The organism is Bacteroides intestinalis (genome assembly GCF_003464595.1).
GTDB classification, from domain to species: domain Bacteria; phylum Bacteroidota; class Bacteroidia; order Bacteroidales; family Bacteroidaceae; genus Bacteroides; species Bacteroides intestinalis_A.
Window position 1 is genome coordinate 26,783 of sequence record NZ_QRZF01000006.1, and the last position, 24,873, is coordinate 51,655.

Annotated in this window: 22 protein-coding genes and 1 pseudogene; 8 read left to right on the plus strand and 15 right to left on the minus strand. The window is 41.1% G+C overall.

Annotated elements, in window-relative coordinates; genetic code table 11:
• Positions 1 to 123: 123 nt before the first annotated feature.
• Together DWW10_RS10170 and DWW10_RS10175 are read right to left on the minus strand one after the other, a co-directional pair.
• Positions 124 to 603, minus strand: a complete 480-nt coding sequence (locus DWW10_RS10170) for a copper resistance protein NlpE N-terminal domain-containing protein (RefSeq protein WP_022392182.1) — start codon at positions 601 to 603, stop codon at positions 124 to 126.
• Between the two features lie 40 nt (positions 604 to 643).
• Positions 644 to 1,936 carry a hemolysin family protein gene (locus tag DWW10_RS10175; protein WP_022392183.1) on the minus strand — a complete coding sequence of 431 codons (1,293 nt, stop codon included), beginning with the start codon at positions 1,934 to 1,936 and terminating at the stop codon, positions 644 to 646.
• Between the two features lie 99 nt (positions 1,937 to 2,035).
• Between DWW10_RS10175 and DWW10_RS10180 the strand changes: the two genes are divergently transcribed.
• On the plus strand, positions 2,036 to 2,854 hold the full coding sequence (locus tag DWW10_RS10180) for an alpha/beta hydrolase (RefSeq protein ID WP_022392184.1): 819 nt from the start codon (positions 2,036 to 2,038) through the stop codon (positions 2,852 to 2,854).
• A gap of 9 nt (positions 2,855 to 2,863) precedes the next feature.
• On the opposite strand, the gene DWW10_RS10185 is transcribed toward DWW10_RS10180, so the two are convergent.
• Together DWW10_RS10185 and DWW10_RS10190 are read right to left on the minus strand one after the other, a co-directional pair.
• Complete coding sequence (locus DWW10_RS10185) at positions 2,864 to 3,715, minus strand: DUF4595 domain-containing protein (RefSeq protein ID WP_022392185.1); 852 nt, start codon at positions 3,713 to 3,715, stop codon at positions 2,864 to 2,866.
• Between the two features lie 6 nt (positions 3,716 to 3,721).
• Positions 3,722 to 5,077 carry a S41 family peptidase gene (locus tag DWW10_RS10190; protein WP_022392186.1) on the minus strand — a complete coding sequence of 452 codons (1,356 nt, stop codon included), beginning with the start codon at positions 5,075 to 5,077 and terminating at the stop codon, positions 3,722 to 3,724.
• A gap of 156 nt (positions 5,078 to 5,233) precedes the next feature.
• Here DWW10_RS10190 and DWW10_RS10195 point away from each other — a divergent pair, with 156 nt between their 5' ends.
• Both DWW10_RS10195 and mnmA read left to right on the plus strand, forming a co-directional pair.
• Positions 5,234 to 6,520, plus strand: coding sequence for an O-acetylhomoserine aminocarboxypropyltransferase/cysteine synthase family protein (locus DWW10_RS10195; RefSeq protein ID WP_022392187.1), 1,287 nt, complete (start codon positions 5,234 to 5,236; stop codon positions 6,518 to 6,520).
• Between the two features lie 272 nt (positions 6,521 to 6,792).
• A complete protein-coding gene (gene mnmA, locus DWW10_RS10200) occupies positions 6,793 to 7,854 on the plus strand; it encodes a tRNA 2-thiouridine(34) synthase MnmA (RefSeq protein WP_022392188.1) in 1,062 nt (353 codons plus the stop codon).
• A gap of 7 nt (positions 7,855 to 7,861) precedes the next feature.
• On the opposite strand, the gene DWW10_RS10205 is transcribed toward mnmA, so the two are convergent.
• The 3 genes from DWW10_RS10205 to nhaC form a co-directional block, all read right to left on the minus strand.
• Positions 7,862 to 8,521 (minus strand): LuxR C-terminal-related transcriptional regulator, encoded by a 660-nt coding sequence (locus DWW10_RS10205; RefSeq protein ID WP_022392189.1) that lies wholly within the window; start codon positions 8,519 to 8,521, stop codon positions 7,862 to 7,864.
• Between the two features lie 91 nt (positions 8,522 to 8,612).
• Positions 8,613 to 9,203, minus strand: a complete 591-nt coding sequence (locus DWW10_RS10210; protein ID WP_022392190.1) for a DUF4251 domain-containing protein — start codon at positions 9,201 to 9,203, stop codon at positions 8,613 to 8,615.
• A gap of 54 nt (positions 9,204 to 9,257) precedes the next feature.
• Positions 9,258 to 10,685, minus strand: a complete 1,428-nt coding sequence (gene nhaC, locus DWW10_RS10215) for a Na+/H+ antiporter NhaC (protein WP_118421419.1) — start codon at positions 10,683 to 10,685, stop codon at positions 9,258 to 9,260.
• Between the two features lie 168 nt (positions 10,686 to 10,853).
• Between nhaC and DWW10_RS10220 the strand changes: the two genes are divergently transcribed.
• Positions 10,854 to 11,927 carry a sugar kinase gene (locus tag DWW10_RS10220; protein ID WP_022392192.1) on the plus strand — a complete coding sequence of 358 codons (1,074 nt, stop codon included), beginning with the start codon at positions 10,854 to 10,856 and terminating at the stop codon, positions 11,925 to 11,927.
• A gap of 63 nt (positions 11,928 to 11,990) precedes the next feature.
• Here DWW10_RS10220 and DWW10_RS10225 read toward each other — a convergent pair whose 3' ends face one another.
• Both DWW10_RS10225 and DWW10_RS10230 read right to left on the minus strand, forming a co-directional pair.
• Entirely contained in the window at positions 11,991 to 12,959 is a 969-nt protein-coding gene (locus DWW10_RS10225; RefSeq protein ID WP_022392193.1) for a DUF6807 domain-containing protein, read from the minus strand.
• A gap of 44 nt (positions 12,960 to 13,003) precedes the next feature.
• Complete coding sequence (locus DWW10_RS10230) at positions 13,004 to 13,339, minus strand: DUF3795 domain-containing protein (protein WP_022392194.1); 336 nt, start codon at positions 13,337 to 13,339, stop codon at positions 13,004 to 13,006.
• Positions 13,340 to 13,482: 143 nt separating this feature from the next.
• Here DWW10_RS10230 and DWW10_RS10235 point away from each other — a divergent pair, with 143 nt between their 5' ends.
• The 3 genes from DWW10_RS10235 to creD are packed head-to-tail and all read left to right on the plus strand — an operon-like array spanning position 13,483 to position 15,812.
• Positions 13,483 to 14,067: a hypothetical protein gene (locus tag DWW10_RS10235; RefSeq protein WP_007664179.1), complete on the plus strand. Its 585-nt coding sequence runs from the start codon at positions 13,483 to 13,485 to the stop codon at positions 14,065 to 14,067.
• A 3-nt stretch (positions 14,068 to 14,070) separates the two neighbouring features.
• The gene (locus DWW10_RS10240) at positions 14,071 to 14,367 is read left to right on the plus strand and encodes a winged helix-turn-helix domain-containing protein (protein ID WP_022392195.1); all 297 of its coding nucleotides are present in this window, start codon (positions 14,071 to 14,073) and stop codon (positions 14,365 to 14,367) included.
• Between the two features lie 59 nt (positions 14,368 to 14,426).
• Positions 14,427 to 15,812 carry a cell envelope integrity protein CreD gene (creD, locus tag DWW10_RS10245; RefSeq protein WP_022392196.1) on the plus strand — a complete coding sequence of 462 codons (1,386 nt, stop codon included), beginning with the start codon at positions 14,427 to 14,429 and terminating at the stop codon, positions 15,810 to 15,812.
• Positions 15,813 to 15,923: 111 nt separating this feature from the next.
• On the opposite strand, the gene DWW10_RS10250 is transcribed toward creD, so the two are convergent.
• The 5 genes and pseudogenes from DWW10_RS10250 to DWW10_RS10270 all read right to left on the minus strand — a co-directional run bounded on the left by DWW10_RS10250 (position 15,924) and on the right by DWW10_RS10270 (position 22,799).
• A complete protein-coding gene (locus DWW10_RS10250; RefSeq protein WP_022392198.1) occupies positions 15,924 to 17,882 on the minus strand; it encodes an LruC domain-containing protein in 1,959 nt (652 codons plus the stop codon).
• A 673-nt stretch (positions 17,883 to 18,555) separates the two neighbouring features.
• Positions 18,556 to 18,846 (minus strand): annotated as a pseudogene (locus DWW10_RS10255) (putative polyvalent protein kinase domain-containing protein); the annotation flags it as partial.
• Positions 18,847 to 19,125: 279 nt separating this feature from the next.
• The gene (locus DWW10_RS10260; RefSeq protein WP_022392200.1) at positions 19,126 to 20,136 is read right to left on the minus strand and encodes a GGGtGRT protein; all 1,011 of its coding nucleotides are present in this window, start codon (positions 20,134 to 20,136) and stop codon (positions 19,126 to 19,128) included.
• Between the two features lie 19 nt (positions 20,137 to 20,155).
• On the minus strand, positions 20,156 to 20,857 hold the full coding sequence (locus DWW10_RS10265; RefSeq protein WP_007664170.1) for an iron-sulfur cluster assembly scaffold protein: 702 nt from the start codon (positions 20,855 to 20,857) through the stop codon (positions 20,156 to 20,158).
• Between the two features lie 175 nt (positions 20,858 to 21,032).
• Positions 21,033 to 22,799: a polysaccharide lyase domain-containing protein gene (locus tag DWW10_RS10270; protein WP_022392202.1), complete on the minus strand. Its 1,767-nt coding sequence runs from the start codon at positions 22,797 to 22,799 to the stop codon at positions 21,033 to 21,035.
• Positions 22,800 to 22,956: 157 nt separating this feature from the next.
• Here DWW10_RS10270 and DWW10_RS10275 point away from each other — a divergent pair, with 157 nt between their 5' ends.
• Positions 22,957 to 23,511 carry an RNA polymerase sigma-70 factor gene (locus DWW10_RS10275; RefSeq protein WP_022392203.1) on the plus strand — a complete coding sequence of 185 codons (555 nt, stop codon included), beginning with the start codon at positions 22,957 to 22,959 and terminating at the stop codon, positions 23,509 to 23,511.
• Between the two features lie 225 nt (positions 23,512 to 23,736).
• Here the strand turns inward: DWW10_RS10275 and DWW10_RS10280 are convergent, their stop codons facing one another.
• A complete protein-coding gene (locus DWW10_RS10280) occupies positions 23,737 to 24,831 on the minus strand; it encodes a metallophosphoesterase (protein WP_022392204.1) in 1,095 nt (364 codons plus the stop codon).
• Between the last annotated feature and the right edge of the window lie 42 nt (positions 24,832 to 24,873).

Consider the following 24,873-nt stretch of genomic DNA (forward strand, 5'->3'; position numbering starts at 1 on the left):
TGTTGGAAGAGTAGCTTGCAGTATTTTCTCAAAACCTTTTTCAAGTGTCTCATTGTTAGGAACAGTAATAAAAAAGAGGAGCTAACTCTCGTTTAGCTCCTCTCACATGAAATGTTTTGCTGATTATTTCTTCACTTGAATAATATCGTAGTTCAGGTCGCTGACAGCTTCTTGCAGACTATCGTTAACCAAACGTAAAGTGGTATCGTTCACTACTACAAAGTAGACGGGAGCGTCACCATCATTCGGTGTCAGTTTGTAAGCTGTCTTTTGTTTGTTGTCTACTGTTTTCTTGATGACTTGCTTCTTTCCTTTGGAAGTAAAGCTCTTATTCTTTCCCTGACCTTCCGCATCCAGATAAGTGGTAACTAGAGTATAACCGCTTTCTCCGTCAGGGCCTACACTGTCCACGCTCAATACGTATTGGATACCCGGGCCGTCGGCAGCAGGAAGAAGACCTTCGTATACGGCTACGGCAGAAGAATCATTCCCGGCAATTGTCAACACTCCTTCATCTACGGTGGAATCATTGTTCTGGGTTCCTTTTGATTGGCAGGATACCAATGCAGCTGCGATGGCTGCAATCATCATTACTTTTTTCATTGCTTTAATGGTTTAAGTTAATATATAATGCAAATTCACACTATTCTTCCTCTTCTTTTTTGATGACGAGTAGTTTATCCACTCGTCCACGATCCATGTCCACAACTTCAAACTGTAGGTTCTTGTAGCTGAACAAGTCTCCTGCTTTAGGTACCCGCCCGATGAGGAACATGGCGAGACCGCTTAGTGTGGTAAAATCTTCCACCTTCAGATCATCATAGCTCAGGATACCCATCTCTTCCATAAAATCATCTACATTCATAGAAGCCTCAACGAGCATCGAGCCATCTTGCCGAGTGACGATATCTTCTTCTTCCATTTCGTTTTCTTCAAGGATGTCTCCGAAGATACTTTCCGTCAGATCGTGCAAGGTGATAATGCCGGCTGTATTACCATACTCGTCTACAACAACTCCGAACTTATTTTTGTTCTTCTTAAATAGCTCTAAAACTTTCTTGGCATATAAACTTTCCGGAATAAACAGGGGAGGGCGGGCAATACTACGTAAATCGAAAGGGTGATCATTGCCTAACATCAGAATAATATCTTTGACGGACACTACTCCGATAATATCATCTTTTCCTTTCTCTACCAACAAATATTTGCTGAAATGTTGTTCGCGGATAATGTGTAGTACCTCATCACGTGTGTATGTGGGATATAGCACGACAAGATCGCGGCGGTAAGTCATCAATTCATTGGCCCGCTTATCTGAGAAGCGGAATACATCCCGTAACATTTCCGTTTCCTCCTTATCGATAACACCCTGTTCCGAACTTTGGTGCAGAATCATTTTCAATTCCTCCTGTGTCATGGGACGTTCTTCTCCATTGTTCAATCCGATTAGTTTATTCACTATCTTGGTTGAGAAACTGAGTAGGCAGACGAATGGATAAGATACTTTGGTCAGTAAAATCATGACCGGGCTCAGTAGAGTCGCATATCGCTCCGGATTACTCAGTGCTATGGACTTGGGCACCAATTCACCAATGATGAGTGAAAGGTACGTAATGATTGCCACTGTTGTAATCATGGCCAGGTCTTTTGCATAGGGGGCGGCCCCGGGAATGGAGGCGAATAATGGTGCTACATTGTCGGCAATGGCTACACCACCGAAGGCACCGGATACAATACCGATGAGCGTGATACCGATTTGAATGGTAGAAAGAAACTTCTCGGGTTCTTCCAACTGTTTCAGTACTCCTTTGGCTCTTTTGTTTCCCTTTCCTGCAAGGGTTTCGAGTCGTGCTTTGCTGGATGACACCAATGCTATTTCATACATGGCAAAAACGCCGTTCAGCACTAATAAAAATAGAATAATAATAAATTCCATATAGGTTTTTGAATAGTTTATACTGCAAACTTACTAATTTTTTGAATTTTATTACTAATATTGCTGCCTATTTATAGAGATTATTAAAGAATGAAAAACATGAAAAGAAAACAAATTTTATTTAGCGTTTTATTGCTGTTTTCGGTTGTTGCAACACAGGCTGCACGAGTAGATACTATCATGGTGAAAAGTCCTTCCATGAATAAGGAGGTACAGGTAGTGTATGTACTTCCTGATAAAGCATTGGGAGAGAAAGCTGAGGCTTGCCCGGTAATTTATCTGTTGCATGGTTATGGTGGCAATGCACGTACCTGGGTAGGTGTTAAACCGGAGTTGCCTAAGATTGCGGATGAAAAAGGAATCATTTTTGTATGTCCTGATGGTAAAAACAGTTGGTACTGGGATAGTCCTAAGAATCCGGCTTACCGCTATGAAACTTTTGTAGCTTCAGAACTGGTGAATTATACAGATAAAAACTATTCCACAATTCCGGAGAAAAAAGGAAGGGCCATTACAGGGTTGAGCATGGGTGGTCATGGTGCTTTGTGGATTGCAATTCGTCATAAAGCTGTATTTGGTGCCGGAGGAAGTACCAGTGGTGGAGTAGATATCCGCCCATTCCCGAAGAATTGGGAGATGAACAAACAACTCGGTGAATACGAAGCTGACAAAACTTTATGGGATCAGCATACTGTTATTACCCAGATTGATAAGATTACAGATGGTGATTTGGCATTAATTATCGATTGTGGCGAAAAAGATTTCTTCCTTGAAGTAAATAAAGCATTGCATAAAGCTTTATTGGAAAAGAATATTAGTCATGACTTTATTACCCGTCCTGGTGCACATAACGGGCAATATTGGAATAACTCTATTGATTACCAAATTCTTTTCTTTGATAAATTCTTCAAGAAATAATATTTCAATTTATTCGATTGTATAATATACAGTACGCATGTAGTTGTGACCGTAGCTTTTGGTCACCTCATTGCAGGAAGTAACGATACCTCGTCCGTCGAATTCATATTTATAAGTCGTGGTTTCGTTACTTTCACTGTTATCCTCGGGTCTGAGGTTGGTAATCAGAGTATTGTATGCATCTCCCAAGAACTTCCCGTAAATGGCTACCGAGTGGAATGAAAGGGGATATAGATCTGTCAGGAATAGATACGGAATCTCTGAAGTGTTGGCTATTTCATTGGTGGTAGATGTGCCGGCTATATAAGTTTGTTCGGACTTGTTAACCTGCTGGGTGATGCGTAGTATTCTATAACTGCTATAATCTATGTTGATAGAAGAATAGGGCTGGTTTCCATCTAATGTTTCTGTTATATTTTTCAGGAAGTATTTTCCCTCCGTATTAATTAGATAGTCGAAAGTATAAGAGCGTATTTTTCCATCCATTTCCTTACGTATGCAACTCACGGCATAGCCATTATCGTCCAATGTATAAGTAGAAACAGTATTGATTTCATCTGTCACTACGGCCTGATGGTCCCCGTAAACAACACTTGTAGCATTTTCTATCTTGAAGGTTTCTCCTCCGGCTACAAAACTTTGTATGGCAGTGAAACTTATCAGTCTACCGGCTTTATAAGCATAGGTCTGAGTGAGGGTAACCGGTGGAGTAGCCTCTTCTGTCTTAACTTCCGATAATTCTATTTTGGAAAAATGAGTTACGGGATATCCCGGATTATCGGGTATATCCGAATCGTCACTATCACTGCAAGCAGCCAATCCTCCTATGAATAGCAAAGCTATGAGAATATTCTTCTTCATTCTGATTTATTTAATGATAAGACCGTTACGGAAGGTGCGTTTTACTTTCATACTTTTCACAGCCTTCATTTGGGTTTCGGGCTCTGGTTCAGGGTCTGGCTTTGGCTCAGGTTCCGGAAGTACGATGCTACCATCGATAATTCCTAATGCTGCACTTAACATTTCTTCATTAGGATCACCTAAGGGCAATACTTTTGCAAAGTCTTGTAGAGAATTTACTGCATAGTCTGCAGTAAAGCCAGTGGAATAGTCTGCTTTGCCTTCAGAATTGAATACCTCGCATACAACGGGGCGAAGAATCCACTGGAACTTATCACTGGAGAAACTTGCTGTTGCTACGTTTTCTCCCTTAGTTGTGGCACCCACGAGTACTACGGTCATATAAGGTTTCAGGCAGTTAATCAGCATTTCTGCAGCGCCTGCAGTAGTGCTGCTTGTCAGGATATATACTTTCGATAGATTTAAATTGCTACCTCCTTGCAAAAGCTGGTCGTCGAAAGTGAGTTCCCGGTCTTTGGACATCTGCTTTTGGCTGTATTCCAGTGAAGCGAGGGTACTTCCTAATTTATCTGCAGGTGCTAATATCGTTGCCAGAAGCTGTACACAATCCATTGCTCCACCGGCATTGTAGCGTAAGTCGAGAACGAACTCTTTTACATTGTTCTCTTTATAGTACTGGGAGAGTCGAAGTAATTCACTATTATTTTCTGTACTGAAACTATTGTATGCCAGATAACCTACACCGCCGGTGAGAACATCATAGGTGGGTATGGCAACGTCTTCCACGGGGCGGGAAGCGGGCAGGTTGGCTTCACCATAGGAAGTAATGACACCTTCTGTTTCTCCTGCTTCATTTTCCTGTGTACTATATTCTCCCATTAATAACTTCCGATTTTCACCTTCTTTCAGTAATTCTTCAGTTTTCTTGGTGATAAAGTCATCGTTGACTTTCATAATCCATTCACCTCGTTTTAAACCAACTTCGGCAGCAGGAGAACCGGGTATCACGTAGGTAATCAGCGCATTAAAAGCAGTATCATTACCAACCATACTATACAGCGTATAGTCGAAACCATAACTTGGCAATGGGGTAGCATACAGCGTATCTACGCTGGAGTATCCTTTATCGAGTGGAGATATTATTTTCTTCAAAAAAGCATCCGGCTCGAGAAAATAGTTCAGGTCCTTTGTGTTGGGGATGTCTTCAAACCACAGATATTCTTCTCTCATGACGCTGTCTATCCATAGATCACGCCCGGTCCATTTGTAATATTCCGGCCAACGGTCTACTCCACAAGAGAATAAGCTCGTCAATGCAAGGATTCCCAATAGTAGGAAAAGCTGTATATTCCTTCTTTTCATCTGTATCTATCGTTTGGTTTTCGTTGCAAATTTAGCGAATAGTTTGTTTATCTACCATAAATGTGGTATAAAATTCCCTATCTTATGTCATTGCCCATGTCAGAACATCCCGTTATCTTTGCGCTCAATCAATTAATCCTAAAAAATACAAAGACAATGGAAACAAAGAAATTGCATTTCGAGACGCTTCAACTTCATGTGGGACAAGAACAACCCGACCCGGCTACTGATGCGCGTGCCGTGCCCATTTACCAAACTACTTCGTATGTATTCCGCGACTCTGCCCATGCTGCCGCACGCTTTGGTTTGCAAGATCCGGGCAATATTTATGGCCGCTTGACTAACTCTACACAAGGTGTGTTCGAAGCACGTGTGGCTGCTTTGGAAGGGGGCGTTGCCGGATTAGCAGTTGCTTCGGGTGCTGCTGCCGTGACTTATGCTTTAGAGAATATTACCCGTGCCGGAGATCATATTGTTTCAGCTAAAACCATCTATGGTGGTACATATAATCTGTTGGAACATACTCTGCCTGCTTATGGGGTGACTACTACTTTTGTAGACCCTGCTGATCTTTCCAACTTTGAGAAGGCCATACAGGAAAATACAAAAGCTGTATATATCGAAACTCTGGGTAATCCGAACTCCAACATTATTGATATTGAAGCCGTTGCCGAGATTGCACATCGCCATAAAATTCCATTGATTATTGATAATACATTCGGTACACCTTACCTGATACGGCCTATTGAGCATGGAGCAGATATTGTAGTACACTCTGCTACGAAGTTTATCGGCGGTCATGGCACCTCCTTGGGTGGTGTGATTGTGGATGGTGGTAAATTCGACTGGGTAGCTTCGGGCAAATTCCCTCAACTGACGGAACCGGAGCCTTGCTACCATGGTATACGTTTTACCGAAGCTGCCGGTGCTGCTGCTTATGTTACACGTATTCGTGCTATCCTGCTTCGTGATACGGGGGCAACTATCAGTCCATTCAATGCTTTCATCTTATTGCAGGGATTGGAAACACTTTCCCTCCGTGTGGAACGTCATGTGGAGAATGCATTGAAGGTGGTTGACTTCCTGAAGAAGCACCCTAAAGTGGCAGCAGTTAATCACCCGTCATTACCGGAACATCCGGATCATGCGTTGTATCAAAGATATTTTCCTAATGGTGCAAGTTCTATCTTTACTTTTGAAGTGAAGGGTGGGGTGAAAGAGGCACAAACTTTTATTGATAACCTGCAGATCTTCTCACTTCTGGCAAATGTAGCGGATGTTAAGTCACTCGTTATTCATCCGGCCACTACTACACATTCGCAGTTGAATGAACAGGAGTTGGAAGAACAAGGAATTAAGCCGGGAACTGTGCGCCTGTCTATCGGTACGGAGCATATTGCTGACTTGCTGGATGACTTGGCTCAGGCGTTGGATAAAATATAATCGGTTCATAACCCTACAGTGATGAATCTATTTTTCATTTTTTATCGATTGTTTGTTTTGATTTATTGATGTTAAAAGAGACTTTTGTAACAGGCTGATTATCAGTGGTGTTATAATCACCCTATCTCAGTATAGGACTGAGATACCCTAAGTATGATACTGAGGTACCCTAAGTATAGGACTGAGATAGGCTAAGTATACTACTATGGCTTGAATATTTATTTATTGTAAGTAATAAGTACTTATGCTTACTATAATCTTAAACTATTTGAATGAATATATCTGTTTTATTATCAGGAGGTGTCGACAGTTCAGTGGTCGTACACCTTCTTTGTGAACAAGGGTATCGCCCGTCTCTATTTTATATAAAGATAGGAATGGAAGGTACCGATTATATGGATTGTTCTGCTGAAGAAGACTGGGAGATGGCTACGGCTGTTGCACACCGCTACGGATTGCCTTTGGAAATGGTCGATTTGCAGAAAGAATACTGGGAACAGGTTGCTGCTTATGCCATTGACAAAATCCGTCGTGGATTGACTCCTAATCCGGATGTGATGTGCAACCGCTTCATTAAATTCGGTTGTTTTGAGCAGAAGGTAGGCAAAGAGTTTGATTTTACCGCTACCGGGCATTATGCCACTACGGTTCATAAAGATGGTAAAGTATGGTTGGGTACAGCTATCGATCCCGTAAAGGACCAGACAGATTTTCTTGCACAGATTGATTACCTGCAAGTATCTAAGCTAATGTTCCCCCTTGGCGGATTGATGAAACAGGAAGTACGGGACATTGCCCGCAATGCAGGACTACCTACTGCCCGTCGCCGTGACAGTCAGGGCATTTGCTTTCTGGGAAAGATCAACTACAATGACTTTGTACGTCGTTTCCTTGGTGAACGGCAAGGAGATATTGTGGAATGGGAGACTGGAAAGAAAATCGGTACACACCGGGGATATTGGTTTCATACCATCGGACAGCGTAAAGGTTTGGGCTTAAGCGGTGGTCCTTGGTTTGTCATTCGGAAAGACATCGATGCAAATGTACTTTATGTCTCACGAGGATATGATACCCAATGGCAGTACGGGCGTGAATTTATGATTCATGATTTTCATTTCATTACAGAAAATCCCTGGTTACATAATCAGGTAGTCGATGTGACTTTTAAAATCCGCCATACACCGGAATTTATGAAAGGAAAACTGATACAGGAAGGAGAGATCTATCGTATTGTATCTTCTGAAAATTTGCAGGGCATTGCTCCCGGACAATTCGGTGTGGTATATGATGAAGCTTCCCGGATATGTATCGGTAGCGGAGAAATTGGTGTCTGAACAGTTTTTATATATAGTATTCCACTAAATCCACAATCCCTGCCTTCATGGCATATTTGGTAGCTTCGTGCACATTATTCACTCCTAATTTACGGAATATGTTTTTGCGGTGGCTGTTTACCGTATGAAAGCTGAGGTTCTTCTCCGCCGCAATTTCCTTCGTAGTCTTTCCCAGAGCGATTTCTTTCAGTACACTCCGTTCGGCAGGTGTCAGTAAATCATCTTTCAATGTGTGGCGTACGGGAGAGGCATTGCTGCCCGACAGCAATAAATTACTGACATGATTACAGATAAAACGCTCTTTGCGCGAAGCACATTGCAATGCAGACAGTATTTCTTCTTTTGAATTGTCCTTCAGCACCACTCCGAAAGCCATACTGCTGAACAATACCTGCCGTAGAAATTCCATGCTCAATTCATCAGAGAAAAGAAGCCAGTCCGCTTCTTTAAAACGCTCATGCAGCACAATTAACTCGTCCGCACCTGAGAAGTCAAATAACGTATAGTCCAGTATCACTACTGCTTGCGGATGCAGGCGCAGTTGCTGAACTAATTCGGTTTTGTTATCTGCTTCCAGTAACAAGGCTGTGTCCTTCTGACTACTGAGCAGAAACATCATACCTGCTTTGGTGATGTCCTGATTGTCTGCGATGATAAATTCTCTCATATATGGATGCAAAAATATAAAAACTCCGCTGCAAATGTACACATTTCTGGCAATTTGCAGCGGAGTGGAAATATATATATTGTAAAGGGCTTTACCAAGAACGTCCTTTAAAGATATTGGACTGGTCTAATGGAACCAGATTACCGCTCAACGTCATGGTGTTGGAGTTAAAGTTCGGACTGATGGTTACGGTAGCATTGTTTCCACCGTTGGTCAGCGAAATGAAAATCTGTGCAGAGATGCCGATACCCTGAATACTGAACTGGCAGTTTACGTTACCTCTCTTGTCAGTTGTAATCTGCATATCCGAGGTAGAACCATCTACTGTTACACCGCCGATACCGTTAGGGCCGGGATACACAGTGTTGAATGCTACCTGTACGGTACCACGTCCTTGATTTACCAGTACGAAGTTGGTGTTGGAGTTAACGAAAGCTGTCTGTCCGTTACGGAACATTACCTGATCGGCTTCCAGTACGAATTGGTGGGCTTTCAATGCGGCTACAGCGTCATCATACGATACTGCGTCGGCTACTTGTTCTTCAGCTTTCAGGCGGGCGCGTTCAGCGTCTCTTTGAGCCTTACGGTCTGCGCGGCGTTCCGCTTTACTTTCTTGTGCATACATGGCGGTTGTTGCCGCACTCATCATCACTAATGCTACTAATGCAATAAACTTTTTCATAATTCTTTAATGTTTAGGTTTTACGATTCTTGTTCGTTTATTGCAAAACAACCTTTATTCGGGATTGTTCACGGGACGCTTCACAATTTTATATCCGATGGCTGCAACGAGGATGCTCATTAACGGACTGATAATGTTGAAAAAGCAATAAGGAAGGTAGGTCAGCGTAGATACGTTCAATATCGTTGCCTGCGTCATTCCGCAGGTATTCCACGGTATCAAAGGGGAGGTCACGGTAACAGCATCTTCCGTTGTACGACTCAATAATCGGTTCTCATATCCTTTTTTCTCATAAATATTGCGAAACATGTTTCCGGTGAGGATAATACTGATATATTGGTCGGCAGTAGTCAGATTAAGAAATAGTCCGGAACAAACAGTGGATGCTACAACACTGACTCTTCCTTTCATAAAGCGTACAAAGACTGAAGTTATGCTACCCAGCATACCGCTTGCTGTCATGGCACCTCCGAAACACATGGCACAAAGAATCAGCCAGACCGTATTCATCATGCCGGCCATGCCACGTGTGGATACAAGGTCGGTTAGCATACTGTTGCCAGTATCCAGACTGGTACTTCCGTAGAATGTCATCATTGCCCCTTTGAAGATATTATTTTCTCCTGCTATTTCACGTAGCAAATCCGGTTGGAAGATGACAGCACATACTCCTGCCAGCATAGTGGATATGAACAAGGTAATAATAGATGGAACTTTTCGTGCAATAAGTATTCCGGTTACTAAAGGAACAATCAGTAACCAGGGAGTGATTGTGAATGTATCTTTCAGTGACACGGCAAAGTCCTCCATGTGCGCAGTGGAGTTTGTTTCGATGACGAATCCCATTACTGTAAAGATGATCAGTGTGATAATCAGCGATGGGGTGGTTGTTATCAACATATAGCGTATATGCTTGAATAAAGGTACGTCTGTTATGGATGAAGCAAGTATCGTAGTTTCCGACAGTGGGGAGATTTTATCACCGAAATATGCTCCGGAGATAATGGCTCCTGCTATCCAACCTTCGTTGAATCCTTGTGCTTTGCCAATCCCCATCAGGGCGATACCGATAGTGGCGATTGTTGTCCACGAGCTACCCGTCATTACGGAAATTAATGCGCAGATGATGCAGGTTGACGCCAGGAAAAAATCAGGATGAATAATTTGCATACCATAATATATAAGAGTAGGGACGATGCCGCTTATCATCCATGCTCCACTCAGTGCACCTATTATCAGCAGGATGATAATTGCTGTAGCAACTCCTGAAATATTATTTGTGATGGCGAGTTCGTAATCTTTCCAGGGAACGCGGTAGAATGCTATGCCTATGAATACGCAAAAAGCAGTGGTGGTCAGTAGGGAAATCTGGCTACCCCCTTCCAGTGCATCACTTCCGAATGTATGTATGGTGGCGAATAACATTCCTACCAATAACACGATGGGTAGGAGGGAAACTAAAGGAGAGGGAATCTTTTTCAATGAACTCATTCTGTTTGTTATATCAGTTAAAACTTTGCAAAGTTACAACAAATCTGATGATTATGTTTTATCCCTGCTTTTCCGCCAATAAATATTATTATATCTTTGCGTTTGCTTGGAATAAAAATACAACTTTGCTGTTTAGTTAATCTTTATTATTGACATCGTATGAACAAGAAACAAATTACCACAAATAAGAAAGTAGTCACCTTTGGTGAAGTAATGCTGAGGCTTACTGCTCCTGATTTCCTTCGTTTTTCACAAACCAATCAAATGATAGCCACTTACGGTGGCAGTGAAGCTAATGTGGCCGTTTCGTTGGCTAACTTTGGTATTCCTACAGAATTCGTAACTCGCCTGCCGGACAATGCTGTGGCACGTGCCTGTATAGCTTCGCTCCGTGCTAACGGTTTAGGTACGGAAGGTATTGTTTTTGGTGGTAAGCGCATGGGGCTTTATTTTCTGGAAAGTGGTGCGGCATTCCGTAATTCTAATGTGGTTTACGACCGTGAAGGCTCTTCTTTTGCTACTTTGCGTCCGGGCATGATAGATTGGGAAAAGATATTCTCTGATGCCGGTTGGTTTCATTGGTCGGGTATTGCTGCTGCTTTGTCACAAGATGGTGCCGATGCATGTCGTGAGGCTCTTGAAGTAGCTGACCGTATGGGGTTGACTATCTCCTGTGATCTGAATTTCCGTAAGAAACTTTGGAACTATGGGAGTTCTGCTGCCGAAGTCATGCAACCTTTAGTACAATATAGTGATGTTATTTTCGGTGCCGAACCGGAATATAAAGAGATACTTGGTATACAGCCTGTCGGTTTTAAAGCTGTAGATGCTGCGGATACTACGTTTGAAGCAAACCTTCCTGCTTTTGAAGAGTTCGGTCGTCGGGTGGTGGAACTTGTTCCTCGTTGCCAGAAGGCATTTCTGGAACTTCGTAATTCCATTACTTCCAATCATAATTTGCTGGCTGCCGTTCTCTATTCTGATAGCACATTGAAGCATACAGGTATTTATGATATCGAATGCGAAGTGGATCGTGTAGGTGCCGGTGATGCTTTTGTCGGTGGCATGATTTATGGTCTCATAACGTATCCGGATAATGATCAGAAAGCATTGGAATATGCTCTGGCAGCCTCTGCATTAAAGAATACCGTATACGGTGATTTTAATCATGTGACGGTGGAGGAAGTAGAAAGCCTGATGCAAGGAAATACATCCGGAAGGGTATCACGATAAAAATGCTTTTCCGATTCATCAATTCATAGGTGCATAAATTGATGAATCGGAAAAAGAATACAATTAGATAACCTCTTTTGCAAGTGCCTCGGCAGTAGAGGCGTTTATCGATTCATCCAGCACATAGATCCGATAAGAAAGACGCAATTCCTGATCGGGATGCAAAGTAAATGACTGGCGTTTGGTTGGAGAGAAGTTCCACATCAGGTCGCCCCGGGAATTATTGGCTTTATCATCCCATACCCGTATCGGTTCGGGATAGTTCAGATTGGAAGAGTAAGGAACAATCAGGATACAGGCATCGTCTTTGCCGGGTTTCTTTTGAAAGTAGCACCAACGGGCCAGTGATCCATCGGCATTGTTACGGTCGAATCCTTCGGATGTGAGCATCTCGGCTGTCTGCCCATTCCAACTTTCGCATACGCGGATACAAATGCCTCCATAGCGATAGCTTTCCAATACTACCGGAGCAGAAGTGGCACAACGAAGCGTGGTGTGATAGTCAATGTAATATCCCCGTTGTTTGGTTTTTCCCACACGGATTTTCAGTTGCTCGGTCATCGCTATTTTTTCTTTCGTGGAGTCGGGATATGCCACATGGTCGAGTACAGCGGAAAAACCATCGGGTTGCACCTCAACGAATTGCCGAAAACGAACTGTACCTTGTTTCTTATAGAGATTCCAGAAGTCAATTTCATTTTCTTCGAACGTGGTTTTTGTCCAGGCATACCACAAGCCGAAATGGTGATAATGGTCGGATGGGGAACAATTGGTCAGTACCTCACCTTCCAATGTACGTAAAGGATGGATGAATCCGCTTCGTTTATAAACAGTATCTACGCCCTGTGGAGGATAAGTTACTGCATAATTGTAAGTAAACAAGTGTTTTCCATCCATTGTGTACTCCAATGCTCTATTTGTATCTACCACAGCAAACGGGGTGTGGGTAGAAGAGCATGAACTGAAAAGCACGAAAAAACTTAAATGGAATAGAAATAAAATGATGCTCTTTGTTTCAGTGTATTTATTCATAGTTATCAATGTTTTGTTGGCAGTGCAAATATATCACTATAATGTTATAGAAGATTTTCTTTAGCACTGGGAGTATGCTGAAAAATAGGACCCACTATCTGGCAGTTATCCAATTCTTTACAGTCACCACAGGTATTAAATCCTTTTTCGTTTACGCATTTGCGGATTGCGCACATATCGCTACAATACATCGTTTTCACTCCATCCACACGGCAGCCCATACAATTAATGGTATCTGCCGTAATCTCCGGTATATTATTCAACTTACTCCACAGTTGGGCTGTTTTTTCTCTTAACTCATTGTCATCTTTGACAGTAGCTATGCGGGCATCGCAACTTTCGCAATCTAATCCGCAACAAGCAATTAATTGTTTCATCATTAGGCTATGACTGTTGATATTTGGTTGATTGCAAATATAGTGATTCTTATGCGGCTTAATCTCATTGAATACATTTTTTCTCGATATTCTTTGCTCCTTTCATTTTTTATATTTTACTTTGCATCACAAAGTACTTTTTGTATATGGATAAGAATAAAGCAATAGAATCAGTAAATGAGATAAAAGAATTGATGGAAAGATCTTCCAAGTTCGTATCTCTCAGTGGAATGACGGCTGTCTTGGCCGGAGTGTATGCATTAGCCGGTGCTTATGTGGCCGGTCAGTTATTAAGATCAGGGGATAATAGGGAAGGACTAATAATGGTTGCTTCACTGGTTTTGACTGTTTCAGTTGTTACCGCCTGTATCTTATCCTGGTATAAGGCCAAGAAGATGCAACAAAAGCTATTCAGTAAACTAACTTATCGTATTGCATGGAATTTTTCATTGCCGTTGTTAACGGGAGGGTTGTTCTGTATAGCCTTGTTGCTACATGAACATTACGGATTGGTATCTTCTGTGATGTTACTTTTCTATGGACTTTCGTTGGTCAATGTGTCTAAGTTCACTTACTCCAATGTGGCATGGTTAGGATATGCTTTTCTTTGCCTGGGTATTGCAGACTGTTTCTTTGAAGGGCATGGCTTGATGTTTTGGACAATTGGTTTTGGTGGATTCCATATTTTGTATGGCATGTTGTTTTATTTACAGTACGAAAGAAAAAAATAATAGATGATAGAAGCATTTCAAAATATAAATAAGGCATTTGAAAGTAAAGTTCGTCTGGGTATTATGGCAGTTCTCATGGTAAATGAAGATGCCGATTTCAATACTTTGAAGGAATTACTTTCACTGACGGACGGTAACCTGGCAAGCCATACGAGGGCTTTGGAAGAGTTGGGTTATATTGTTTGCCAGAAGAGCTTTGTGGGCAGGAAGCCGAAAACATCTTTCCAAGCCACTAAGGAGGGGAAGAAGGCTTTCAAAACTCATATTGAAGCATTGGAGAATTTTCTGAAATCAACGTAGATGTTTGGCTTCACACAAAACCAGACAATACTAAATATCTTACTTAATACGATTCTATTATGGACAATTTGAATGACAATTTGAACAAAGATTTCAATGTAGATTTCACAGAGAATCTGAATGAAACAAAGAAACAGGCAAGCGGCTGTCTACGCCGTTTCTCCAAATCGATTAAAGTGGTAGTTATCGCTTTTCTAATTTTATTGCTGTTGATCCCGATGTTTATGATCGAAGATATGATTAGGGAACGTGGGCAGATACAGACGGATGCTATTGAGGAAGTTGGTCAAAAGTGGAGTTTGGCACAGACTATTACAGGCCCTTATATTAACTTGCAATATCCCATTACTCAGGAAGATAATGGAGTAAAGAAGGTTACTATGGGGAGTATAACATTGCTTCCTGATGAATTGTCAATAGATGGACAGTTGAGTACAGAAATTCTTCAGAGAGGAATTTATAAGGTAAATGTCTATCAGTCCGAATTACTGATCAAGGGATTCTTTAGTTCGGAAGAACTCCGTAAGAGTAATGTCGACATGAATGTGCTTCAGTACAATAGAGCGGCTGTTTGCTTGAACCTAACAGATATGCGTGGTCTCAGTGAACAGGTCAGTATTACACTGAATGATTCTGTCTATACGTTTGAGCCGGGAGTGGATGGACGAGGTATTGAAAGTATGGGTGTTCATGCCATTGTCGACCTTTCCTCTCTGAAAGAAGACAGGAAATTGCCTTATGAAATGAAAATTAAATTGAAAGGTTCCCAGTCTATCTACTTTACCCCATTGGGCAGAACCACCAAAGTGAACCTGAAAGCAAATTGGAATACTCCAAGTTTTGATGGCAATTATTTGCCTGAGAAACGGGAGATTACAGAGAAAGATTTTTCTGCACAGTGGCAGGTGTTGAATCTCAATCGGAATTATCCCCAAGTACTTGTCAATTATCAGAATGCCAGCGTTAAAGATATTCAAAACTCTAATTTTGGTGTCAATCTGAAAATGCCGGTAGAACAGTATCAGCAGTCTATGCGCTCTACTAAATATGCTATTCTGATTATTCTACTTACTTTTACAGTAATATTCTTCACAGAGATAATGGAGAAAACCCGTATTCATGCCTTGCAATATTTGTTGGTGGGATTAGCTCTTTGTCTATTCTATAGTCTGTTATTATCCATGTCCGAGCATATTGGTTTCAATATGGCTTACTTGGTGGCATCGGTGCTTACTATTACTTTGGTGGGTGGATACATGCTGGGGATTATCAAAAGAAAAAAAACGGCGTTCATTATGGTAGGTTTGCTAAGTGTTCTTTACATTTATGTTTTCATCCTTATCCAGTTAGAAACCTTTGCTTTGCTGGCCGGTAGTCTCGGATTGTTTGTGATACTGGCAATGGTGATGTATTTCTCTAAGAAGATTGACTGGTTCAATGAATAAATTTTTTGTAAATAAAAAGAGAGTATCCGTTTATGAGTTGGATACTCTCTTTATACATTCACTTGCTTCTTAGTTCCTATCTTCGGTCTCTGAGTATTTCTTTAGAAGTACTTATTTTTTATACCAATCTTTGTTCTTTTCTCCATTACTGGTTACCCATTCATCATAGCCGCTATATAATAGATTAATAGCTTTTCTTTCGTTAGCGCTATCCAGCAATTTGCTTAAATCACTTTCTGTAGCTCGGCTCAGGAAGAATGCAAATGGGTAATTACCTTTACGTACATAGTAGATGCTCTGAGATATTTGAGAAGCGTCATCTCCCTGATTGAAATAGCCTCTGTTCATTTTAGATGTCGGTACTTCCAAGGGAATATGCATTTCCCATCGCAAACCGTCCGCTTCGTTCTTAAAAATGAATGCCTGAGCTTCTGATTGCGTTGAAATGGGGTCACTATAATTAACGGTTACTTTATATTCTGCTCCCATATCGTCTTTTACATTTTCAGTCAGGAGGTATATGTTTTCCTGAGGTTCGTAAGCAAATGTAGTTTCAGTAAAGTCTTTCTCACCTTCTTTACGAATAGAATAAGTGGTAGACTTAATATTTCCTTTAGTAAGTAGTCTGAATGCTAAACCATTTTTATTGGTAGCTACATTCTGGAATGTTTTGAATGTGAATGATTCGGAATATATTTGATTCTTTTCATTGAAGGTGTTGCCATAGTTATATCGCACAACTACATCATTCATGTCATAATCTCCCTGATTGGGCCAAAGATCCTCGAATGCGTATATACCTTTAAGAAAATCAATGCTTGTTTTATCATCATCAGGATTTGTCACGGGTATATCAGTGATAGCATCTACTGGATTAGATTTCAAAGTAATAACTACATCGCTAAAGTTTTCATCAGTCATATAATCCTCAAAAGAAGTCAATATCCAGTCACCATATCTATAAACGGCAGTGCGTGGTCCATTAAAGTTTTCGCCTTTGTCGTTTAAACTTAAACCACTTGAAGTGGCAGCACGGTATTTTTTGTATCCAGTGAAACCGCCAACATGATTATTCCAGCCGTTGGTGGCTAATACAAAACCTATCCTATAACCCTTGGGGAATGCCGTTGTTGCTCCTTCTTTACTTCCGCTTGCGATATTGGGATAATACATTAGTTGTACGGCGGTCAGTGGATCAATGCCTGCACTCTTTTTTGCTAAATTGAGATTGTTGGACCAATTGCCATCCTGAGTATTCGGGAATAACATGATTACATGAGCCTCATTTAGGTCTGCGGGTTGCTCTCCCTCTTTATAGTAGTAATATCCCAATGAACATGTCCAACAGGTATTTTGTCCCAGGAATGTAACTACTACTTCAGCATCTTTGTTAACATACATATCCGAGTAACCACGATATTCTTGCGGGCAAGTTTGTTGTGTGTTTATAATACGGGTGTGTGCAGCATATAAACCATCTTTCTTGGTTGCTGCCAATATACCATTATACTTATAATTAATATCCCCGTTTTTATACAAGTCGTAATCGCCTAACCAAGCTTTCCACACTTCATTTCCATTTTTATTACTTACCAGGTAACTATCATGTGATTCCTTGGTTGGGGTGATTGTACGCGTTTCAGTGGCGGCATTATCCGTAACTTCAATATTGCCATTTACAATATTTGCTTCCATCAGGGTTTGTGCAAAGAAGGCAGGAGAATAGATATATACCTTTGTTAAATAAGAAGGTAATTCTATCTTTCCTTTATAAGTGCCATCTTCTTCGGTGTAGGCTGCAAATAGATAATCTACATCCTGACGTTTGATGTAAGTACCGTATTCGCTTTCAGTAACAGGCATTTCATCATATACTTCAAAATATACATTTGATTGTACAGTACCATTTACGTAATTTACATTTAAGTTTACGTCTTTCTGTACAGTAGAGAAGGGAAAATTGTTGAATTCTTTTTCATCCTCCTTAGGGCCCTTATAAACATCATTGTCCGTACAGCTGCTTAATACGAGAGCAGCGATTAAAGTAGTTCTTAATAATTTTTTCCACATATTATTTAGTGTTTATAGATAGTTTCGCGTTCCTTTTTCAGGTCTATGTGTGATCTTTACAAATGCAAGAGAAGTCAGTGCTCGGTTGACGTTCGTAGAAAATGATCATAATAAACAATTGCAAATATATTGTATAATAATTAGATATACAATAAAATAGTCAATTAATTGCTCGAAATTGCTTATTTTATAGTCAGATTTTACAATTTCAATATGAATATAATTTTCCCTTGTATATGCTCTATTTTCCAAAGAGGATTGCAAATTCTCTTTGGAAAGTTTGGCTTTAACTATGGTATTTAGATTTAATGTCAATTTGTCTGAACTCATAAAACAGATACTGTATTGCTCTTTTAGCTTGCTTTAATGCGAAAAGAAGATTACTAAAAATGCTCTGCAACGATGCTCATTAGACTGTAGAATCTTGAATATTTCACTTATTACTTAATAAAGACTTTTTTGGCTGTTCCATCACTCATTTTTACAATGTTTATTCCGTGAATAGGCGCTTTCAAAGGGATTCCGTAAATCGTATAATATTGAATGATTTTATTGTTGTCAGGTTTTATGTCATCAATGCAAGTGACTGTATCGTATTTCTGTGAGAGATGCAGTGCTTTAATAATCAGACCGTAGCCTTATTTGTGTATCAATGAAGTATAAATCCCCATCTAAAGAAATTTTCTAAGTCGTCACCTGCATATTCAAAGTTATTAAGTTTGAATACAGAGGCCTTACCATCATGAAACACTTCATTTTCACCACCTTTGTCCATATAGGTAATGTTGAAGTGGGATAAGTCAATCCATAAGTTCTTGTTATTAGCAAACTTAATCAATTCTTTGATTTGCCCTCTCTTATAGCTCTCTGTTGGTTCAATTTCTCCTGTTGCTTCCTTACTTCTTCTGGCGATGCAGGCTGCTTGCTCCAAGAGGTTATTGATTGACGAGTACGCTCTATCCATTGCTTGTGAAATTCATTAATATATTCCATAAATCTTATGATTATGAGTTTAAGACAAAGATAATCATTATCCTTTAAATCATAATGATTTAGTTGGGACATTTAAGGGATACCGTGAGGATTTTACTCTGTTACAACCTTGCTTATCTATTATTTAGTAACCCTAAATGATAAGAGAGATAAGGTGTCCCAAACCATCATTTATATCCAGTTACCATAAAATAATAAACTCCTGCAATCGCAAGGATTACAGGAGTTTATCTATATAGAGTAACTTAAATTACTTGCTCAAAGCCTGAGCTACGTCTACAGCACAAGCCACAGTACAACCTACCATCGGGTTGTTACCAATTCCTAAGAATCCCATCATTTCTACGTGAGCAGGAACAGATGAAGAACCAGCGAACTGAGCGTCTGAGTGCATACGACCCATAGTGTCTGTCATGCCATAAGAAGCCGGACCGGCTGCCATGTTATCCGGGTGAAGAGTACGACCTGTACCACCACCGGAAGCAACTGAGAAATAAGGCTTACCAGCAAGCATACGCTCTTTCTTGTAAGTACCTGCAACCGGGTGTTGGAAACGAGTCGGGTTAGTAGAGTTACCAGTGATAGAAACGTCTACGCCTTCTTTCCACATAACAGCTACACCTTCACGAACATCGTCGCAACCATAACATTTTACTTTTGCACGGTCACCTTCAGAGTAAGCGATTTCGCGAACAACTTTCAGTTCAGAAGTGTAGTAGTCGAATTGAGTTTGTACATAAGTAAAGCCATTGATACGAGAGATGATCTGTGCAGCATCCTTACCCAAACCGTTCAGGATACAACGCAGAGGTTCTTTACGTACTTTGTCAGCTTTAGCAGCAATTTTGATAGCACCTTCTGCAGCAGCAAATGACTCGTGGCCTGCCAAGAAAGCAAAACACTTAGTCTCTTCGCGCAACAACATAGCTGCCAGGTTACCATGACCGATACCAACCTTACGGTCGTCGGCTACAGAACCCGGGATACAGAAAGCTTGCAGACCGATACCGATAGCTTCGGCAGCGTCAGCAGCATTCTTGCAGCCCTTCTTGATAGCGATAGCTGCACCTACTACGTAAGCCCACTTTGCATTTTCGAAACAGATAGGCTGAGTTTCTTCACACGTTTTATAAGGATCAAGTCCGGCAGCGTCGCAGATTGCGTTAGCTTCCTCGATGTCTTTGATGCCGTTAGCGTTCAAGGCAGCAATGATACCTTTGATACGACGGTCTTGACTTTCAAATTTTACTTCTCTAATCATAATTTCTTTCCTCCTTATATTATTCGTGACGTGGATCAATATGTTTAACTGCTCCCTGCTCAGGTGTTACGCGACCGTAAGTACCGGTAACTTTCTTCAATGCTTCGTTAGCATCTGTACCCTTCTTGATTTCATCCATGAATTTACCCATGTGAACGAATTCGTATCCGCAGATCTCGTCATTCTTATCCAAGAAGATATTCTTGATGTAACCTTCGGCCATTTCCAGGTAACGAGGACCTTTTGCCAAAGTACCGTACAGTGTACCTACCTGGCTACGCAGACCTTTACCCAAGTCTTCCAAACCTGCACCGATAATCAAACCGCCTTCAGAGAAAGCAGACTGAGTACGTCCGTAAACGATTTGCAGGAAAAGTTCGCGCATTGCTGTATTGATAGCGTCGCAAACAAGGTCAGTATTCAATGCTTCGAGTACTGTCTTGCCCGGAAGGATTTCGGCAGCCATAGCAGCTGAGTGAGTCATACCGGAGCAGCCGATTGTTTCAACCAATGCTTCCTGAATGATACCTTCTTTTACGTTCAAAGTCAGTTTACAAGCACCTTGTTGAGGAGCACACCAACCTACACCATGTGTTAAACCTGAAATATCAACTATTTCTTTTGATTTTACCCATTTGCCTTCTTCGGGTATGGGAGCCGGTCCGTGGTTAGGACCCTTCTTTACAACACACATGTGTTCCACTTCGTGTGAATAAGTCATAATTAGCTCTTTTTTTAAGTTATATAAATTAAAAAACGTAATCCACTTTCTAAAATCGCTCGCAAAGTTACTCCTTTTCTTTATTTATGCAAATCGAGTTATCTGACTTTTTTTATAAAAATAAATAATAAGAGACAGTGGTTCTGTGTATTGCAATCTCCATATTACAATAAAATTAACGAGGACTTTTGAAACTGTATTTTTTCCCTCCCGATAGGACGCTGATAATGGCAGGCTGGGTGAGGGGGTATATAGCCTGTTCGTCAGAGCTTTGATGGGAAGCCATGATTCTTCCCGATAAGTCATAAATTTCGATGCGTGCCCCTGCACAAAGTCCCTTAAGGACAATTTGCTTATTCTGCCGGAAACATTTTACCGCATCTGTTTCTTGGGCAGAAGGAGAAGAAATCCCTGTGGTAGTGCCATATAAACCGAAATCGTGGATGCTTGGGGAATTACTGCTGTTTTCGTAGCAGACTTTCATCAAATCATCAACAAGGCTATTGATGTAAAGTTCCAGGTAAGAGTAACCGGTAGATGGTTCTATGTCCTTATAAGTTTTACCGACGGGAAGATACTGGGTAGCCCAAGTGTCAGGAATACCGTCCCCATTGGAATCAGCAGGCTTTTCTTCATTATTGTACAGAGGCCATCCTTCCACATCGGCTTGTGAGTCAATCAGTCCGTTACTACTGCCGTTGCTACCTTCATAAGTGTAATTCCCATTCTTAACTTCAGAGATGATCCGTTCATCGACAGCGTCACGCTTCAGGCTGGCGCCCACTTGTGCCAGCACTTTTTCATAAGCCTGTGCTGCAGCATGCGTACTAACGGATGCAACTTCAAATTCTGTCTTACTTTTAATGCCGTCTTTACTTCCTCCCGGCAGTTCACCGTTGCCCAGATGCGGATGAATGCCCTCCCAGTTATCTGCATTGGTTTCACTCATCAGTTTTTTCATGTCATTACTCAACTTGGAGCAAGTATCGTCAAAGTAGTTACCATTCACATAAAAGCTTCCCCATATACCTGCAGGATTACTTTGTGTGCCATCATCGGCATTGGGCTGAAAGATACGGTTGACGATACTTTTCTTTGTGGCAGTAGAGGGACCCGGTTTATAATAATTGTTCACAAAGTTATATCGTCCGCCTTCTCCGGCATATCCTCCGTTGGTGGGGCCCCAGTTATAGAATACATTGTTGCGCAGATCGGTAAGCTCCTCTTCCCATCTTCCTACGGAGCGGCTGCCATCCAGACGAGGAGTGCGGCTACTGTGATGAGCCAGCAGATTATGGTGGAAACTTGCTCCCTCACCTCCCCAAATCGCTCCATATCCGTGGTTTCCTTTGACGTGTACCGATTTGGTTAGGCTTTCACTCAATATACACCACTGCATAGTGAAGTTCTTATTACTATAAAAAGAAGCACATTCGTCCGTGCTCCAGCTCATACTGCAATGATCTATGATGATATCCGAGGTATAACGTCCCCACATGGCATCGTCTTCCGCTTTTTGTTCATCTCCCATACGGCAGCGAATGAAGCGGATGATTATATTTGTGGCACATTGATCCTTTTTTTCTTCTTCCTTATATCCTGTAATGTGCAGGGTGTAGTTCTTGATACAAATCCCATCTCCCGGAGCCGTTTGTCCGGCAATCGTAAGATCCCCGTTTTTTATAACCAGCCTGCTTTCCAGTTCGATAATGCCCGACACATCAAAAACAATGGTACGGGGAACTTTCATATCAATTCCTGCACGCAGTGATCCTTCGCCGCTGTCATTAAGATTGGTGACATGATATACGATTCCTCCACGTCCACCGGTTACGGTGTAGCGTGCAAAACCTTCGGCGCCGGGGAAGGCTGGGGTGGTCTGAGCTTGTACAAAAACGGCACATAAAAGCATGATAAATAGAAGCGTGTAGTTTTTCTTCATGGTCTTAAGATTAATATTCTGATGGGACAAAAGTATGGGTTTCCTGAGTGACCGATGTCGACAAATTCTTTTTCTATGTGGAAGTTTAGGTCTTACTGTGTCATTTTTTAATATTTTTTTTCTATTTTCGCGTTAGAATAGAGAAAAAAGAACGCTGGTGGTTACAGAAACTTCTCATACACTCATTAGTATTAAGCTTAATGAAAGGGAGTTCCATAATGTTTTTGATAAATATTATGTGGCACTTTGTTTGTTTGCAAACCAATATACTGAAAATGAAGAAGCTTCTGCAGACATCGTACAGGATTCCTTTGCTAAATTGTGGCAAATCAGAGACGATTTTTTCTATTTGCATCAAGTCAAAGCTTTCCTTTATACAGCCGTGCGCAATAAGGCGTTGAATGAATTGGAGCATTCTAAGGTAGTATTTGAATATGCTCAAAAAGTTATTGAAAAGAAAAAGGATTCTTTTTTCCATGATGCAGTAGTAGAAGAAGAGACTTACCGGATTCTGGCAGAAGCCATTGATAAACTTCCCGATCAGATGCGGGCTATTATGCAATTGGCTATGGAAGGAAAAAAGAATGGTGAAATAGCCGAGCAATTGAATGTATCTGTTGAAACTGTACATACTCTTAAAAAGATTGCATACAAAAAACTTCGTGTGTATCTGAAAGAGTATTACTATTTTCTTATACTCTTTTATTTATAAGCGTGTAACTCGTCACTTTGATTTCTCTCTGTAGCATTAGAGAAAAACAGAATTTTAGATCAATTTCTTATCACCTCCATACCCTCTCCCTGTCTGGTCCATACCAACTCCATACCAAGTCCATCTGTATAGATACGGAGCAAACATGGACTTGATACGGTTTTGATCATGAGGGACAGGAAAAATAGAACAAATTATCTTCTTTCCGAGATAGTGCTATATCTCTTATTCTTTTGTGGATAATTGCAGCACGACCATTTCACTTTCCGTTCCTATCCTGAAAGGAGGTCCCCAAAGAGATAATCCACTGGAAACATATATATGGCTGTTTCCCCACTGGCGATAGCCATGACTTTGTTCGTAGATGTGGTCTGTTACCAAGCTCATAGGCCATACTTGGCCGCGATGGGTATGTCCGCTGAATTGTAGGTCGACACCGGCTGCTTCACTTTCAGTCAGTTTATAAGGCTGATGGTCTAATAGGATAATAGGCTTGTTTTTATCTACATTTGCCATTAGCTTTTGCAATGAACGGCGGGCAGTATTCGATCGGTCGTCGCGTCCTATCAGTTGTATACCACCAGGAAGTGTGACTATTGAATCACGTAATAACTGTATAGGAGTGTCTTGTATAAATCGAGCGCTGGCGTTCATGCCACTGATATATTCGTGATTACCGGGAACCATGTAAATGCCTAACGGTGCTTTCAATTCAGATAGTTCCTCCATCATGTTTTCAGCGTAAAGAGGCACTACGCTGTTGTCAATCAAGTCACCTCCGATAAGAATCAAATCCGGATTTTGCTCGTTAATCATCTTCACATATCGCTTTAAAGCCGTTTTACCGGTTCCATTGCCCAGATGCAGGTCACTCACAGCAACTATTTTAATAGGTTGCCGGTCACTGCTCAGAGGTTTGTTGAGAGCGATATTGACTATATTTGTTTTAGGATGGCGGTAATTATAGTATCCATATCCTAATAGGATGACTGTAAATAGCAACGAGAGGACGAAGCCGTAGTTGAAAGGGACACGGCATAGTTTCAACAAATCGAATGCAAGTAGAAATAAGACCATGTATAAGGTAAATATCAGCCAGCCGGTTCCTATTTCATACATTGTATGAGATAAGAAAACCGGCATTTTCATGTTGCGGGTCAGCATCGTCCCCACGATGGATAGAGCTGCGAGCCAGAACAAAAGAACCAATGGAATTTTGATTCCGACAGGAAGACCGGATAACGCTTGTACACCTCTATAAAATACATAGGTGTTTCCGCCAAGATATACGGTGATGAGGATAATGAAGAATATTGGCATAAAATGGATGTATTAAAATTGAGCAGCAAAAATAGCTTAATT